The sequence below is a fragment of the Streptomyces sp. NPDC006365 genome (assembly GCF_042870755.1).
In the GTDB taxonomy this organism is placed as follows: Bacteria; Actinomycetota; Actinomycetes; order Streptomycetales; family Streptomycetaceae; genus Streptomyces; species Streptomyces xiangluensis.
On sequence record NZ_JBIAHS010000024.1, the window covers coordinates 78,727 to 93,789 of the forward strand.

The following is a 15,063-nucleotide window of genomic DNA, read 5'->3' on the forward strand; positions in this document are numbered from 1 at the left end:
GGGCCGGACGGCCCCCGATGGGGCCGCGTGTACCCCGCGTATCCTCAGTCGTGCGGGACGACGGCGACGGGGCAGCCGACGTGGTGGATGACCGCGTGCGCCACCGGTCCGGTGCGGGGGCCGACCGCCGCGTGCCGCGGCCTGCGGCCCACGACCAGCAGCCCGACGTCACGGGACGCCTTCATGATCCCCTGGGCGGGTTCGCCGTTCACGACGAGCTCCTGCACCCGCACCGTCGGATGCTTCTCCCTCCAGGGCCGTAACGAGGCCGTGAGCATCCGCTCCGCCTCCGCCCGGTCCACGTGGCGCCCCTGCAGGGCCATGGCCACCGGGAAGCGGACGGTGGGCTGGACGTACACGACGCGCAGTGTCGCGTTGCGGCAGGTCGCCGCCTCGAAGCCGAACCGGATCAGACCGTCGCACGGGTCGCCCATATCCACGGCGAGCACCACGACGCGGTACGAAGTCCGGTCGGAGGGCCGCCCGTCGGCATCGGGGAACCGCTCGTCCTCCGCGCGGTACCCCGCCCGCACGAGCACCACTGGACATTGCACGTGGCCCACGGTGGCCATCGCCACGGAGCCCGCGAAGAAGCCGCCGACACCGCCGAACCCCTGGCTGCCGAGGACCAGCAGCTCCGCCTCCTCGGCCTCGGACGCGAGGGCCTGGACGGGGGACCGCCGGAGCTGTTCCGCGCTCATGTATACCTGCGGATACCGCTCGGCGAGCCGGTCCATGGCGCCCCGCAGGATGCGGCGCGCCCAGTACTGGGGGACCTTCAGCTCGGGCAGCGACGCCTCCTCGTCCGGCAGCCCCTCCCAGGCGTGGACGAGACGCAGCGGCAGCCCGCGGCGCAGCGCCTCACGTGCTGCCCAGTCCGCAGCGGCGGCACTCTCGTGCGAGCCGTCGAGACCGACGACAACGGGCCTCAACATGACGGACACCTCCCTCAACGGTGCTCCGGGCCGCCTCAGTCGTGGGATACGACGGCCACAGGGCAGTGCGCGTGGTGGACCAGGGCATGGGTGACGGGGCCGGCATGCGGGCCGACGCGACGCTCGTGCCGGCGGCGGCCAACGACGATCAGTCCTGCACCGGAGGAGGCGTGGACCAGCCGAGTGGCCGCCCTGTCCTCGACGACCGTCGCTTCGACGTCCACGCCGGGGTACTTGTCACGCCAGACCTGGAGCACCGCTTCGAGGAAGCCGCGCCACTCCTCGGCACGTTCGGGTGCGCTCTCCAGACCGATCTCGCCGGGGCCCAGGGACAGCAGGGACGGGCTGCTCAACGCGTGCATGACGCGTAGCCGCGCCCCGCGAACCCGCGCCGTTTCGAGGGCGAACCCGATCACCTCGTCGCTCGGGTCGTTGAGATCGAGACCGAGCACGATGTCCTGGTATCCGGTGCGCACCGACGGGCGGCCGTCCTGGTCCAGCCGGTGTTCGTCCTCGGCCTCCTCTCCGGCCTGGACCAGGACCACCGGCCGGGTCGCCCGCGCCGCGATACCCTGGGCCACCGAGCCGATCACGAACCCGGTGAATCCGCTCAGCCCGCGGGAACCCAGGACCATCAACTCAGCCTGGTTCGAGGCAGCCAACAGGGCGGCGGTCGCGGGCCCCTCGACCAGCTCGTCGGTGAGACGGACTCCGGGACACGCCCGCACGAGGTGCTCCTCGGCCTTGCGCAGAACGCCGCGTCCCAGGTGGCGCCGGACCACGCTCGCGGGATCCGTCGTCGAGGAACGGGGGCCCCAGTTGGACGCGTGCACCAGGTGCAGCGGCAGTTCGCGGCGCAGCGCCTCGCGGGCCGCCCACTCGGTGGCGGCCAGACTCTCGGGGGATCCGTCGACCCCGGCGACAACCGGTCGAAGCATCACGTGGCACCTCCAGCGCCCTCGCAGCCACTACGGGTTCTACGAATTCACTTTCATCGTGGTGCGCCAGTGCTGCTGGGCGGAGGGGCTACCGGTCCCTCGTTCAGGTCCGAACGGCCCAGGCCAACGCCCAGCCGTGCAGCCTCGGTTCGCACGCCCGGTCTGGTCCGTGGAGTCCGCTTGTGGCGTCATCGATCACGTGCCCCAGGTGGCTCCGGTCGGCTTCGGCGCGGTCGTCGAGCGCCCCTGGCCACGGGTGGCCCGCTCGGCGTACACCCCGTGGTGGCCGCCACCCTGCCCGCCGACCGCTTGCTGTCCGGCTGCTGCGCCGTCGCGTACGCAGGTCACCGGCTCAGGCGCCGTCTCGGCGGGGCCGGGGAAGGTGCGGGCGCCGGTTCGACCGCCCTCCGCTACCGTCGGAAAGGGGCAGGCAGCGCTGGTCGGCACCCGTCGTGCGGAGCGCCTGGGACCGCCCTCGGGCGCGGGAGGAGCGCTATGCATAAGCCTGGTAGGAGGAACGCCAAGGGCACCACATCGGCAACCGATGACCGCGGCCCGGCGGTCCCCCCGGCCACCGCGGGCCGACCGCGCGGGGTCGACGTCGGGCCCTTCCCGTCGAGCCGACGGCTGGTGATCGCCGCCGAGCGGGCCGGCCGGCGCAGGGCAGCCATGCACAGCCTCGTCGATCTCGACGTCACGACGGCGCGGAACCTGCTCGACGCGTCCGGCCGGCCGCTGTCGTTCACCGCCTTCGTGGTGGCGTCCGTCGCCCGGGCCGCGGCGGTGCACCCGCAGGTGCACGCCTACCGGAACTGGCGTGGCCGCCTGGTCCGCCACCACCACGTCGACGTCACCACGCTGGTGGAGGTCGCGACCGGGCAGGGCCCCTTCGCTCTCCCGCAGGTGCTGCACGACGCCGACATCCGCGACGTCCCGGACCTCACGGCCCAGCTGCGGGCCACCAAGGGCGACTACGCGGCGACCGGCACGGGACGGATGCTCGACCGCTTCGGCACCACCCTGACCTGGATCCCCGGCCTGGTGCCGGCGATGTGGGCGCTGCTGGGCCGGTCGGTACGGCTACGGCAGCTGACCGGTACCGTCGCGGTCACGGCAGTCGGCATGTTCGGCGCCGGCGGCGGGTTCGGGATCGCCCCGCTGGCGCTGATGCCTCTCCAGGTGGTCGTCGGCGGGGTGACTGAGCGGCCCCGCGTCGTGGACGGCCGGATCGAGGCCCGGGAGGTGGTCGACTTGACCGTCACTCTCGACCACAACGTGATCGACGGCGCCCCCGCCGCCCGGTTCGTCGCGGAGCTGCGCCGACTGATCGAGAACGCCGAGGTGCTGCGCGAACCCGACGACACGGAGGGGCACCCCGACCGGTCCGGCTGAGCGCTGCCCCTGACTCGGGCGCCCCGCCCGAACGGGGCAACGACCTCCCCGCCGTCATCCGGAGGTCAGCTCGTCGTCGACCTCCGACGCCCACTCGTCGATAGTGTCCCAACCGCTGGTAGTCGCCGAACCGGCCGCCCATCAGATGGCAGTTGATCTCGTGGACGACGCCCGAGAACCGCCGGTGACTTCGGTACGAGAGGCCACCCGGCAGGCTCTCGATGACGGCCGGCCCCTCCTTGGGGGCCATCCGCTTCCACGGCCCGCGCAGTGCGTAAGGCATCCCGACAGTGAAGGTCCACACGGGCTGGAGACCGAATATGTCGCCGTTGTCGCGCACGAAGTCCTGAGCCGCGTCCAGCCAGGTCTGCCCGTGAACGGCACTGCCAAGGCGTCAACTCGTGGCGCGGTCTCGTCGGGTTCAGTGCTCGTGGATGGTGGGTGATCATGCCATGGCCGAGCCCTCACGCAGAGCGTCGCCCTTGCCTGAGCAGGGGCTGCGAGCCACAGCCCAGCCGTCGCGGCCTATGCGGCTCCGCTCCGGGCGGGAGGAGGTGTCTCCACCGCCCTGAGCTGCCCCGCCGGGCGGTCGGGGGCGGGCACCGCGACCACGGGGATCGTCGCGTGACGCAGGCACTCGCGGCCGACGGTGCCGATCGGGGGCAGCCCACGCTCGCCGTGGGCCTTGCGTCCAAGGGCGAGCAAGAGGGCCCCGCGCGTGTGCTGCAGCAGTACCCGTGCGGGTGGTCCCTCGGCCAGGACGGCACGTACGGAACCGTCTATCCGCGGGCCGAAGACCGCCCGTACCGTCGCGGCGAGCAGCTCGGCGGCCTGGTCACGTTCCTCCGCGGCTGACGGGCGCGCCGATACTGATGCGTAGGGAGCGATTCCGTACACACTTGGTTCCCAGGCGTGCACCGCGACGACCTCGGCACGCAGAGCCCGGGCCTGTTGGGCAGCCCAGCGCAGTGCGGCGATGGACGCCTTGGAGCCGTCGACGCCCACCACGATGTCGTGTCCGGCGGTGAGTTCTGTCATGACTTCCTCCCTGGACGTCCTCATTGTTTTCACGGTGGCCCGGAGAGGGAGGACCCGGAGAGGGCCAAGGGGCTTCGAAGAGGTGCCGAACGGTCCCTTTTCGTCGGACAGGATGGGGACGGACCGGGCAGAGGCGTGACTGCTCGCGCACGAGCACGGCATCCAGATCAGAAGCGTCGAGATCGTCGAACCAGACCTCGAAGCGGTCTTCCTGCGCCTGACCGGCACCGCCCTGGGGGAGTGAGGCGGCCATGCGCTTCATGTACGTCATGTCCGTCGTGCTCGCCATCGCCGCCAAGGACCTGCGTCAGCGCCTCCGGGACAAGTCCGCGTGGATCATGGTCTTCCTCGCCCCGGTGGTCATCTCCGGCCTGATGGCGATGGCGATGGCGTTGAGCAGCAGCTCGGAGTCTCGCGCCGACTTGGCCATCACTGACCTCGACCACGGGCCCGCCGCCACCGCACTGGTGACGACCTTCAAGAGCCCCCGCCGGCCGAAGAACGTCTCGTAAGCACCTACGCCACCCGGGCACAGGCCCGCGACGCCGTCGACGCCGTCGACGCCGGGAAGGTCCAGGCCGCCATCGTCGTTCCGGCCGGCTTCACCGCCTCGATCAGCGGAGGTACGCCCGCGCCGGTCACCGTACTGGACAGCGTCGACTACCCGTTGCAGGCCCAGGTCGCCCGAGCCGTCGCCGAGTCGTACGTGGCCCAGGTCAACGCCGAGCGGCTCTCGGTCGGCACCGCGCTCGCCGCCGGAGCGCCGACGGAGGACGTACCCGAACTCGCCACCCAGGCGGCCCTGTTGCGGCTGCCGGAGTCGGTGGATCCATCCGGCCCGAGTGACGATCCGCTGAAGGCGATCAGCTACTTCGCACCGAGCATGGGCATCTTCTTCGTCCTTTCACCATCGGCTTCGGAGCCCGCAGCTACTTCGCGGAGCAGGAAAAGGGCGCGGTGGCGGCGCTGTGCGTCGCCATGGCGGTGACGGTGGGGTGCCTGACCGCGCTCGTGACCTTGCTGGCCCGTGCCCAGCGGCAGGCCGAAGGTCTGTCGTCGGTCGTGGTGTTCGTGCTTGCCCTGGTCGGCGGGAATTTCGTCCACACCGCCACGGGCCCGCCGCTGCTGCGCCGCCTGGCGCTGTACACCCCCAACGGCTGGGCGCTGCGCGGCTTCACCGACCTGGGCACCGGGGTCGGCGGCTGGACCGCTGCGGGCGGGCCGCTGCTGGGCATCGCCGCCTTCTCGCTGGCGGTGGCCGCCGTGACCGCCGTACTGCTGCGGCTCAGGAGGACGCGATGAGCAGTCCCACGGCGTTCGCCGTGACCCGGGCGACCGTGCTGCGGATGCTGCGCGACCGCACCGCGCTGTTCTTCATGGTGCTGCTGCCGGTCGCGATCACCGTCGCCATCGGTGCCGTGGCCAGCGGCATCGACGAGTTCCGGGTCGGGGTTGTGGCGGCCGGTCCGGTACCGGCCCCATCGCGGGCGAGCCGGCGACCGAACTCGACCGGTCGGACGGGATCAAGGCGATCACGTACGCGCGAGAGCACGGCCCGCACCTCAGTACGGCGCGCTGAGGTCGACGCCGTGGTGCTGGTCCCCGCTGATCTCGAGGCCGACATCCGGGCCGACCGGGATCACTTCGGCTCGGCGGCCTCTTTGACCGCCCTGAGGGTGGCGCGCAGCACGATGCCGACGCCGCCTGAAACCAGCGTCCAGTAGCGACGGAACCGCGCGGCGGACTCGGGGTCGGTGCAGGCGGTACGGGCCTCGTACGAAAGCAGGGCACGCCGTTCCCCGTACGGGTGAACGACGAACGAAGCGGCCATCTTGGCCCAGCCCGGCTCGTCGAACGCCGTGAAGTCCTCCGGGGCGATCCACCGCCACTCGATCGACGGCCGCCACACCTTGCCGACGGCACCGAAGACCAGTTCGCGGCCGGGCACCTCGCCCAGCGGCAACCAGGGCTGCTCGCCCTTACTCGCGAGGTCGAAGAGCTCGGCGACCCGCATCGACGGGAGAGGGGGCGGAGTGCGGCCAAGGAGCTTGTCCGGCATCCCACGCACCCACAGCGCCGCGTCGAACAGCGGCGCGTGGACGCTGAGCAGATCCAGCTCGCGCGCGGCTTCGAACACCGCGCCCGGCGCGGCCGCGATCGCCGTGCTCTCCAGACGCGCGAAGCGGAACTCCGGCAGCACGCCGTCCAGCAGCAGCGGTCTGCCGGTCGGGGTCGAAATCTTCGTATCCATGGGATCCTCCCGGGTCACTGCCCTCCCACTATCGTGCCCCGGTCCGGGCACTGCGGCTCTGCGCCGAACGGCTCGTGCCCAGGGCCGATCGGCAGCGTCCGCGCCTCCGACTTCGCCCGGCTCGCCCCGGACGACAGGTTCCCCCCGAACGCGCGGTAAGCAGCCCTGTCGTCGTAGGTGGCCGCCAGAGTGGTGACGGGTTCGGACATCAGTTCCGACACCGGGTGTCCGCATCCGCGCCCAGGGCGAGACAGCGGACCACCAGATCGCGGTCGGTGAGGATTACCCCACAACCGGGCCCCGATCTCGACGAGTAGCGCGCCGACCGCGTTGTCCTCCATGTAGCGGGCGGCCTGCCGGGCGGAGCGCCCGTGGGCGCCGTGACGGCCGGTGAATTCATGAATCGGAGACGTGCACGGCCGTACCAGGGCCGCCACCGGTGGCGGACATGGACGCCTTCGCCGACGTCGCTCCGACGCCCCGCGAATCGGGCACGCTCAGCGGCCCAGCGTCAGCTCACACGACTCGCCCGGCCTGACGGACACGGCCGGGTCCGGCAGTTCGATGTCGATGGGGGAGCGGTCGGAGGCCGGCACCGCGAGGTGCAGCTGTCCGGGACGCATGCGCAGGCCCACACCCCAGTGACCGCGGTAGCGGTTCGTGAAGCCGTACTCGGCGGTGGGTGGTCGCGCAGGAAGGCGTCGAACGCCGTCTTCCAGGCGGCGGCGTGGACGCGCGCGGAGTCGGTGACGACGCCGTCCGTGTCGAACACGGCGGCCTCCACACCTTTGAATCGTGCGGAGATCCCGGTCACGAACCGGTCCTTCCCCCGACGGCGGTTGTGGTTCTGCGTGCGGGACACGCGATTGTGGTTCTTCGAGGGGGACGCGCGGCTGAGGTTCTGCGGGCGGGTCCCGGGTTCACCCGCGCTGCGGCACGACGGCCACCGGGCAGTCGGCGTGGTGCAGCAAGGCGTGACCCACGCGGCCGAGCTGTAGTCCGAAGTGCCCGTGCCGCCGCCGGGCTCCGATCACCAGCAGATCCGCGTCGCCGGCTCGGTCGAGGAGGACCCTCCGTGCGGGTCCCTCGACGATGGTGCGGTGCACCTCGACGGCCGGATACTCGCGTACCTGGGTGCGCAGGGCGTCCTCCAGCAGTTTCGTCGCCTCCTGCTGGTGGTAGTGGGCGGGATCGCCGGCGAGCAGGGGGTGGTCGGCTGTTTCGTGTGCCGGGCACCGCCAAGCGCGTACCGCGTCGAGCGCGCAGCCGCGCGTCTGGGCCTCGCGGAAGGCGAGGCCGATGGCGGCCGCGCCGGTTGCCGAGTCGCCCACGCCGAGCACGATGCGGCCGTGCGTGCCGTTGCGGCTGTCCTGACTGCCGCGCACCACTACGACGGGGCAGTGGGCCTGGGCCGCCATCGTGAGGCTGACGGACCCGAGCAGCAGGTCCGCCACCTGACCGCGGCCGCGTTGCCCGGTGACCAGGGCCGTCGCATTGCGTGCCTCGCGCAGCAGCGCGCCTTCCGGGTCCTCGGCCAGCACGTCGGCGGACACCTTCACGTCCGGATTCCGCAGCCGGGCCCGTTGGCCCGAGGTGCGGATGATGCTCTCGGCCATTTGCTGCTCGGAGGGGCGGCCGAGGTCGTACGCGAGGTCGACACCTTCGTACCGCTCCCATAGCGAGGCGTGCACGAGCCGCAGGGACAGACCGAGTCGGGCCGCCTCGTCCACGGCCCAGTCGACCGCCTGAAGGCTGGACTCCGAGCCGTCGACTCCCACGACCAGGGGCAGCTCCATGATCAGCACCACCTCTCGGGCACATGCCGGAGGGGGTTCCGCGCATGCAGAAAGGTCCTTCGCTCTCAGGGTGACATCGCGCACCGTACGGACAGGAGGGCCTGTCCGCCCCGGATCGGGGACGTTCGGCCCACGGCGTACCGGTTCTGGGGGCGACAGCCTGGGAGCAAAGGCAGGGAGGGTCCGAGTGACCCACGTCCGAGGAGGCGGTCATGGTTCCGCTGATCCTGATCGGTGCGCTGGTACTGGGCGCGTGCATGGTCTTCGGCTTCAGTTCGACCGCGGTGGGCCTGCTCCTGATGGCTGTCGGACTCCTCGGGCTCATCACGTTCCTGGGCACCGTGGGCGTCAAGCGCCCCGGTGAACGGGAGACGGTCATCGAGGAACGGCACTACATCGGCGGCAGCGACGACCACTCGCGCTACCGCAGCTGACCAGGACCGCAGGGCTGTCCGTTGCGCGGTCACCCGGACCACGGACGAAGGCAGGATCCCGCAATGAGCGTCACGGCCACCATGACGAGTGCCCATTCCGCCCCGCATCGCGAGCGGCTGATCCGTATCGCGCGCGAGGTCACGTTCCTGGCGGGAACCCGCATCTTCGAGGAGGGCGGACGGGCGGACCGGTTCTGGATCATCCGTACGGGCACTGTCACCCTCGACATGCACACGCCCGGACGTCGCTCCGCGGTCATCGAGAACCTGGGGCACAACGAACTCCTCGGCTGTTCCTGGCTGTCCCCGCCCAATGCGTGGCGGATGGGCGCGGAGGCCATCACCCCGGTGCGCGCGTACGAGGTCGACGCGGAGACCGTACGCATGATGTGTCACTCCGACCCCGCGCTGGGCGTCGCCGTGGCCGGCTGGGTCGCCCGGGCACTCGCGGACCGGCTACAGGCGGCCCGGGCCCGGTTGCTGGACCTCTACACCCCGTGCGGCAGCGGCGGCCTGGGATGACCGCGGAGTCCGGGCGCCACCCACATCCGACTGAAGCAGAGGCAGAGGAGGCCGTCGTGAACGAGGGCCCGCACACCGTGAGTGACGTGATGACCCACACGGTCGTCTCCGTGGGCCGGGACGCCACGTTCAAGGAGATCGTCAAGCTGATGGGGCAGCGGAAGGTCAGCGCCCTGCCCGTGCTGGATGGCGAGGGCCGGGTGATCGGCGTCGTCTCTGAGGCCGACCTGCTGCCCAAGGAGGAGTTCCGCGACAGCGATCCCGATCGCTGGACGCAGCTGCGCCGCTTGTCCGACCTGGCCAAGGCAGGTGCGGTGACTGCGGGTGAGTTGATGACCGCACCGGCCGTCACCATCCATGCCAATGCCCCACTTGCGGAGGCGGCCCGTGTGATGGCCCACCGGCGGGTCAAGCGGTTCCCGGTCGTTGACGCGGTGGGGATGCTGGAGGGCGTCGTGAGCCGCGCCGATCTGCTGAAGGTCTTCCTGCGTTCGGACGAGGACATCGCCGAGGAGGTGCGCCGCACAGTCGTGGCCTACCTCTTCCCGGACCCGGTCGGGCCCATCCACGTCACCGTGGAGGGCGGCGTCGTCACCCTCACCGGCAAGGTCAGGGACACCTCGTTGGTACCGGTCGCCGCGCGCCTGGTGCGTGCCGTGGAGGGCGTCGTGGACGTGCAACCGCGCCTCACCGGCGCGCACGAACACGCCTCATGAAGGAGGGACGGGCCTCATCTGACGATACGTCGAGCCCGTAAGTCCCCGGTCTCAACCGGGGACTTACGGGCTCGACTTACGGGCTCCGAGCCGCGTGACGCGCGATGGCCGATGCCCATACGTCGGCGTCCGGCAGCCAGGGAAACGGGCCCGGGCGCCCGCCCTTCCCTACGGGCGTCCGGGCCCTGCGGCACCGAGCCGAGCGGTGCTCAGGCGTGCCGCACCGGGATGGTCCTGGTGCCCGTCTTCGTCTCGGGAACCGGGACCGTGATGGTCAGTACGCCATCCTTGTACTCCGCGGTCGCTTCCTCGCCGCGGGCTCCGGCCGGCAGACGAACCGCGCGGGCGAACGTGCCGTAGCGGAACTCCGATTGGTGCCTCTCCGTCTTCTCCTCGGAGCGCTCCGCCCGCAGGGTCAGTACCCCTTCCGCCACGGTGATCTCGACGTCCTTGGCCGGGTCGATGCCCGGCAGTTCGGCGCGCAGGATGTACTGGCCGTCCTCGATGCGCTCCTCGACACGGATGCCGTGCACACCGGGGGTCTGGTGCAGACCCGGAATCCCGCCCTCGATCCAGCCGAACAGATCCGGCAGCACGGGCTAGCCCGGCCACCGTTCGATCATTCCAGTCATCACGCCCTCCCGACTGCTGAGGCGTCTGTTTTCGACTCCTTCTTCATTCCAGCTTCGGTCGCCGCCACGGCAGCCGCCAGGGCCGGTCGGCCCCATGCTCGGCCAACCGGCCCCGGATCGCACTGACTTGCAGGGGTCACGTGGTCTTGCGCCGCCACTGCGGTCCGACCTGCTCCCACTCCCTGGCCCACTGGGCGATGCGCCGCTGGTCGAGCCGCCACCGCGCTGCGCGCCCGGCACCGTACGCCAGGCCACCGAGGGCGAGGGCGGCGAGGGTGCCCAGGAAGGCCGCCCCGATGGCAGCGTCGGTGGCGGACTGCGGCTCCCTTGTCAGCCGTCCCTTGTCGTCCGCCCAGATCACGACCTTGGATCCTGCTGTCTGGCCGGTGTCCACCACGGTCCGGCCGGTGCGCGTGGAGCCGTCCGATGCAGTCCAGCGGACCTTGGCCTTGACCCGGTCGTCGAACGTTGCCGCCGCGGACTGCGTGGCGTCCGCGGTGCTCTCGACGAGCACGGCCCGGACTGCGTGCCGTGTGGCGCGCTGCTGTGTGAAGGACTCGTCGGCGGCATGGGCCGTCAGCGTGCCGACGAACGCGCCGCCCAGCGCGATGACTGTCCACACGGCCAACCCGATCCATGCCTCGACGACGTCGTCGTGCCGCCGCAGCGGATTGCTGCGCCATCGCCACAGCAGATGACTCGTACGCTTCGTGCGGTGCGCCTCGCGCATCGGACTGCACCTCCCTCTCGTTTTCTCTGAAGGAAGATGACACCCGGGAAGGAGCCGCGGCAGGGGCCGACCAGGCATGACCGTGGGGACCTTTGGGCCCGACTCGCATCAGACGACGGGCCGTTCAGACCTGGTCGCCGAAGGCGGCCGATGGTGTGCGCCCATGGACACCTCCGGGCCGTCCGGACCACGGCGAAGGACCACCGGCCCCTCGCCCGAACGCCCCCAGGGACTGAGACTCGTAGGACAGCACCATCCGCTCCGATCCGCTGGCGGGGAGGGCATCATGCCGACGATTCTTGACGCCTCAACCTTGGAAGCTTGCCTTTCGGCCGCGGTCGCCGCGCCCTCGATCTTCAACACCCAGCCGTGGCGCTGCCGTCTGGACCCCGAGACCGTCACACTCCAGGTACGTGCGGCTCCGGAACGAGGTCTGCGCCATGCGGATCCCACGGGACGTGCCCTGCATCTCTCAGTCGGTGCCGCCGTCCTCAACCTGCGTGTCGCGGTCGCCCACTTCGGCTGGACCCCGGTCACCCGTCTGCTGCCCGCCCCGGCGGACCCCGAACTGCTCGCCAGCGTCCGCCCGACCGGACCCACCGCCCGGCCGGGCACGCCACATCGTGCCGACCTGTACGCGGCGATCGGCCGCCGGCACAGCAGCCGGTTCCCTTTCACCGGACAACAGCTGCCCTCACACATCCGCGCCGAACTGACCGAGGCCGCGCACATGGAAGGCGCCCGGCTCACCTTCCCCACGGCAGACAGCACGATCCGCCTGCTCCGGCTGACCACGGAGGCCGAGCACCGCAACCGCAACAACCCTGAGCGCCGCGACGAGAGCCGCCGCTGGATCCACCGTGACCAGTACGAGCCCGCCGACGTCGGACTGCCGCCGACGGCGCTCGGACCGCAGGACGCCCATGAGCGGCTCCCCATGCGTGACTTCACCGCGCAACGCCACCCCGAGCGGCTCCTCGCCCAGCCCTTCGAGCCGGAACCCGTCGTGGCGCTGCTGAGCACGGAACACGACCGTCGCGCCGACTGGCTGCGAGCGGGGCAGGCCCTGGAGCACGTCCTCCTGGTCGCCACGACCCACGGCGTCCGTACGTCCCTGCTGCACCAGGCGCTGGAATGGCCCGACCTGCGCGAGGCCCTCAGCCGGATGTCCGGCCGCAGCGGGCATGCCCAGATACTCATCCGTCTCGGATACGGCCCGGAGGGCCCCGCCACTCCGCGGCGCGCTGTGGAGAAGGTGCTCGACGGCGCCGCAGCGGATCGGCAGGGCGGCTGAGGCCCCTGGCACTCGGCCCGGTAGCGCCACACGGCTGGGGTCGGACCGGCGCGCCATACTGCGGCTACCCGCCCGGCCACTGTTCCGCGGCTGGGCGGCTCCTGCCCGCCGCGACGTTTCGACGGGCCCGAACGGCCCCGACTGATCCGGCGATGTGGACCGACTGGCCCATGCGGGCGACATCTACCCCGTTCATGCTGGAAGGGGGGGGAGGAAGAAGGATCGTCATGAAAGCACTCGTCTTCCACGGCCCCGGACAGTCCGCCTGGGAGGACGTCGCGGACCCCGGCCTCCGAGAACCCACCGACGCGATCGTCCGCGTCGACGCCGTCACCATCTGCGGAACGGACCTGCACATCCTCAAGGGCGACGTGCCGGACGTACGACCCGGCACGATCCTCGGGCACGAGGCGGTCGGCGAGGTCGTCGAGGCCGGGAGTGACGTACGTACGGTCCGTCCCGGCGACCGGGTCCTGGTCTCGTGCATCACGGCGTGCGGTCGTTGTCGCTACTGCCGGGAGGGCGCGTACGGCCAGTGCCTCGGCGACGGAGGCTGGATCCTGGGTCACCGGATCAACGGCACCCAGGCCGAGTACGTCCGGGTCCCGCACGCCGACCTGTCCACGCATCTGCTCCCCGGCGCCGTGGACAGCAAGGAAGCCGTCCTGCTGGCCGACATCTACCCCACCGCCTACGAGGTTGGCGTGCTGAACGGCGGTGTGCGCCCCGGCGACACCATCGCCGTCGTCGGAGCCGGGCCCATCGGGCTCGCTGCGGTCGTCACCGCCCGGCTGTACACGCCTGAACGGATCATCGCCGTGGACCCCGTCCCGGCCCGGCTGGAGGCGGCCAAGCACCTCGGCGCCGACGCCGTGGCAGCCGCGGGCGATGAAGCCGAAGCGCTGGTTGCCGACCTCACCGAGGAGCTCGGCGCCGATGTCGTCATCGAAGCGGTGGGGGTACCGGGGAGCTTCGAGGCGTGCACCCGTATGGTGCGCCCCGGCGGACATGTCGCCAACGTCGGCGTGCACGGCAAGCCCGCGACCCTGCACCTCGAAGACCTGTGGAACAAGAACGTGACGATCACGACCGGGTTGGTCGACACGTACTCAACCCCCACCCTGCTGCGCATGATGGCCGCCGGCCGTCTGCCCGCGTCTCCGCTGGTTACCCACACCTTCCCGCTGGAGCGGATGGAGGAGGCGTACGACGTATTCTCCCGGGCCGGCGACACCGGCGCGCTCAAGGTCGTCCTCGGCGAGCAGCAGCACGACGTCCTGACGGTCAGGGCGGGCTGACGGGAGGAAGTGATCGCCGTGTCCGAACAGACACCACCGAACGCGATGTCCACACCAGCGGGCGCCGCACGGGGCGACATGGGGCGTCGAATTGCCCGACGACGCCTCGAACTCGGCCTGACCAGGGAGGAAACGGCAGTCCGGGCGGGGATGGTCCCCAGCTATCTCCAGCACCTGGAGGAACACCCCACCGCCGCGCCGGCGAGGAGCGTCCTCCTCAGGCTGGCCGGCGCGTTGGAGACCACCGAGATGGCGCTGACCGGCGGCGACGCCGACCTGCCGCCCGGCTTTGGACAAGCCGCCCGCAACCCCGAGTTCGTCGAGCTGAGCACCGAGGACTGCTGGGCGCGGCTGTCCACGCATGGAGTCGGGCGAATCGCCGTCAGCACGGCGACGGGACCGGTCATCGTTCCGGTCAACTACAGCGTCGTCGAAGGCGCGGTCGTCTTCAGGACCTCACCCGGTACGACGCCGGCGGCGGCCGCCGGAGCATCGGTCGCCTTCGAGGTCGACCACATCGACGACGCCCTCAGCCAGGGCTGGAGCGTGCTGGTACGAGGTGGTGCCGAGGCCGTGACGGACCCCGATGCCGTCCGTCGGTTGGAGGAGCGGGCGTACAGCGGGCCCTGGGCGGGCGGAGAGCGCGGTATGTGGGTGCGCATCGATCCCGATGAGATCACCGGGCGTGCCATCGTCGTGCGCTGATGCCGAGCCCAACGGGAACGGCAGATACGCCGGTCGACACCGCTGGGCCGCCCTTCAGCCGTCCGGGACCGATGGGCCCTCGTCCCGTTCAGCGCGCGCAGCTGCGCGGCAGCCAGGGGAGCCGGGCTGGCCATGGCCGCCCTGCGAGACCTGTTCCATACCTCCTGGCACCCCACGCGCCATGGCGGTCTGAGTCGACTCGTCATGACCGCGCTGTGGAGACTGCCCCATCGACTGTGGGCCCGCAGGCGGGTGGCCGGGCTTGTCGGGCCGCTCGCCATGGTGACGGTGGTCGGCATGTGGGCCACCACCATCAGGCAAGAAGCAGCTGAGGAGCAGTGCGGCGCCACAGCGGCTGCCGCGTGCGGTGTACGAGCGTGAA

General features: G+C 71.2%; 21 protein-coding genes and 1 pseudogene. 12 read left to right on the plus strand and 10 right to left on the minus strand.

The window, feature by feature from the left end:
* Positions 1–44: 44 nt before the first annotated feature.
* The 3 genes from ACFYO0_RS40695 to ACFYO0_RS40705 form a co-directional block, all read right to left on the minus strand.
* Entirely contained in the window at positions 45–935 is an 891-nt protein-coding gene (locus ACFYO0_RS40695; protein ID WP_388686500.1) for a universal stress protein, read from the minus strand.
* 35 nt (positions 936–970) lie between these two features.
* Positions 971–1,873: a universal stress protein gene (locus ACFYO0_RS40700; protein ID WP_388686501.1), complete on the minus strand. Its 903-nt coding sequence runs from the start codon at positions 1,871–1,873 to the stop codon at positions 971–973.
* Positions 1,874–2,068: 195 nt separating this feature from the next.
* Entirely contained in the window at positions 2,069–2,320 is a 252-nt protein-coding gene (locus ACFYO0_RS40705; RefSeq protein WP_388686502.1) for a hypothetical protein, read from the minus strand.
* A 48-nt stretch (positions 2,321–2,368) separates the two neighbouring features.
* Here ACFYO0_RS40705 and ACFYO0_RS40710 point away from each other — a divergent pair, with 48 nt between their 5' ends.
* On the plus strand, positions 2,369–3,265 hold the full coding sequence (locus ACFYO0_RS40710; protein ID WP_388686504.1) for a 2-oxo acid dehydrogenase subunit E2: 897 nt from the start codon (positions 2,369–2,371) through the stop codon (positions 3,263–3,265).
* Between the two features lie 525 nt (positions 3,266–3,790).
* Here ACFYO0_RS40710 and ACFYO0_RS40715 read toward each other — a convergent pair.
* The gene (locus ACFYO0_RS40715; protein ID WP_388686506.1) at positions 3,791–4,303 is read right to left on the minus strand and encodes a universal stress protein; all 513 of its coding nucleotides are present in this window, start codon (positions 4,301–4,303) and stop codon (positions 3,791–3,793) included.
* Between the two features lie 251 nt (positions 4,304–4,554).
* On the opposite strand from ACFYO0_RS40715, the gene ACFYO0_RS40720 reads away from it, so the two are divergent.
* From ACFYO0_RS40720 to ACFYO0_RS40735, 4 genes are all read left to right on the plus strand, one after another.
* Positions 4,555–4,815: a hypothetical protein gene (locus ACFYO0_RS40720; RefSeq protein ID WP_388686508.1), complete on the plus strand. Its 261-nt coding sequence runs from the start codon at positions 4,555–4,557 to the stop codon at positions 4,813–4,815.
* Positions 4,816–4,970: 155 nt separating this feature from the next.
* Positions 4,971–5,291 carry a hypothetical protein gene (locus ACFYO0_RS40725; protein WP_388686510.1) on the plus strand — a complete coding sequence of 107 codons (321 nt, stop codon included), beginning with the start codon at positions 4,971–4,973 and terminating at the stop codon, positions 5,289–5,291.
* Positions 5,261–5,605 (plus strand): hypothetical protein, encoded by a 345-nt coding sequence (locus tag ACFYO0_RS40730; protein ID WP_388686512.1) that lies wholly within the window; start codon positions 5,261–5,263, stop codon positions 5,603–5,605. The genes ACFYO0_RS40725 and ACFYO0_RS40730 overlap by 31 nt, the downstream gene beginning before the upstream one ends.
* On the plus strand, positions 5,602–6,027 hold the full coding sequence (locus ACFYO0_RS40735; protein WP_388686514.1) for a hypothetical protein: 426 nt from the start codon (positions 5,602–5,604) through the stop codon (positions 6,025–6,027). Before ACFYO0_RS40730 ends, ACFYO0_RS40735 begins: the two co-directional genes overlap by 4 nt.
* Here the strand turns inward: ACFYO0_RS40735 and ACFYO0_RS40740 are convergent.
* The 4 genes and pseudogenes from ACFYO0_RS40740 to ACFYO0_RS40755 form a co-directional block, all read right to left on the minus strand.
* Entirely contained in the window at positions 5,943–6,554 is a 612-nt protein-coding gene (locus tag ACFYO0_RS40740) for a hypothetical protein (RefSeq protein ID WP_388686515.1), read from the minus strand. The genes ACFYO0_RS40735 and ACFYO0_RS40740 overlap by 85 nt on opposite strands.
* Positions 6,555–7,051: 497 nt before the next feature.
* Complete coding sequence (locus ACFYO0_RS40745) at positions 7,052–7,177, minus strand: hypothetical protein (protein ID WP_388686595.1); 126 nt, start codon at positions 7,175–7,177, stop codon at positions 7,052–7,054.
* A gap of 35 nt (positions 7,178–7,212) precedes the next feature.
* Positions 7,213–7,368, minus strand: a pseudogene (locus ACFYO0_RS40750) (hydrolase); the annotation flags it as partial.
* Between the two features lie 106 nt (positions 7,369–7,474).
* Complete coding sequence (locus ACFYO0_RS40755; RefSeq protein ID WP_388686516.1) at positions 7,475–8,350, minus strand: universal stress protein; 876 nt, start codon at positions 8,348–8,350, stop codon at positions 7,475–7,477.
* A gap of 212 nt (positions 8,351–8,562) precedes the next feature.
* Between ACFYO0_RS40755 and ACFYO0_RS40760 the strand changes: the two genes are divergently transcribed.
* The 3 genes from ACFYO0_RS40760 (at position 8,563) to ACFYO0_RS40770 (ending at position 10,022) form a co-directional block, all read left to right on the plus strand.
* Entirely contained in the window at positions 8,563–8,784 is a 222-nt protein-coding gene (locus ACFYO0_RS40760; RefSeq protein ID WP_388686518.1) for a hypothetical protein, read from the plus strand.
* Between the two features lie 63 nt (positions 8,785–8,847).
* Entirely contained in the window at positions 8,848–9,306 is a 459-nt protein-coding gene (locus ACFYO0_RS40765) for a Crp/Fnr family transcriptional regulator (RefSeq protein ID WP_388686519.1), read from the plus strand.
* An 89-nt stretch (positions 9,307–9,395) separates the two neighbouring features.
* Positions 9,396–10,022 carry a CBS domain-containing protein gene (locus tag ACFYO0_RS40770; RefSeq protein ID WP_388686588.1) on the plus strand — a complete coding sequence of 209 codons (627 nt, stop codon included), beginning with the start codon at positions 9,396–9,398 and terminating at the stop codon, positions 10,020–10,022.
* 209 nt (positions 10,023–10,231) lie between these two features.
* Here ACFYO0_RS40770 and ACFYO0_RS40775 read toward each other — a convergent pair whose 3' ends face one another.
* The gene (locus tag ACFYO0_RS40775; protein ID WP_388686521.1) at positions 10,232–10,618 is read right to left on the minus strand and encodes an Hsp20/alpha crystallin family protein; all 387 of its coding nucleotides are present in this window, start codon (positions 10,616–10,618) and stop codon (positions 10,232–10,234) included.
* A gap of 172 nt (positions 10,619–10,790) precedes the next feature.
* Complete coding sequence (locus ACFYO0_RS40780) at positions 10,791–11,384, minus strand: hypothetical protein (RefSeq protein ID WP_388686522.1); 594 nt, start codon at positions 11,382–11,384, stop codon at positions 10,791–10,793.
* Between the two features lie 283 nt (positions 11,385–11,667).
* On the opposite strand from ACFYO0_RS40780, the gene ACFYO0_RS40785 reads away from it, so the two are divergent.
* The 4 genes from ACFYO0_RS40785 to ACFYO0_RS40800 all read left to right on the plus strand — a co-directional run bounded on the left by ACFYO0_RS40785 (position 11,668) and on the right by ACFYO0_RS40800 (position 15,062).
* Positions 11,668–12,678, plus strand: a complete 1,011-nt coding sequence (locus ACFYO0_RS40785; RefSeq protein WP_388686590.1) for an Acg family FMN-binding oxidoreductase — start codon at positions 11,668–11,670, stop codon at positions 12,676–12,678.
* 227 nt (positions 12,679–12,905) lie between these two features.
* A complete protein-coding gene (locus tag ACFYO0_RS40790) occupies positions 12,906–13,976 on the plus strand; it encodes a zinc-dependent alcohol dehydrogenase family protein (protein WP_388686524.1) in 1,071 nt (356 codons plus the stop codon).
* Between the two features lie 78 nt (positions 13,977–14,054).
* A complete protein-coding gene (locus ACFYO0_RS40795; protein ID WP_388686592.1) occupies positions 14,055–14,681 on the plus strand; it encodes a pyridoxamine 5'-phosphate oxidase family protein in 627 nt (208 codons plus the stop codon).
* Positions 14,682–14,813: 132 nt separating this feature from the next.
* Positions 14,814–15,062, plus strand: coding sequence for a hypothetical protein (locus tag ACFYO0_RS40800; protein WP_388686597.1), 249 nt, complete (start codon positions 14,814–14,816; stop codon positions 15,060–15,062).
* Position 15,063: the final 1 nt, after the last annotated feature.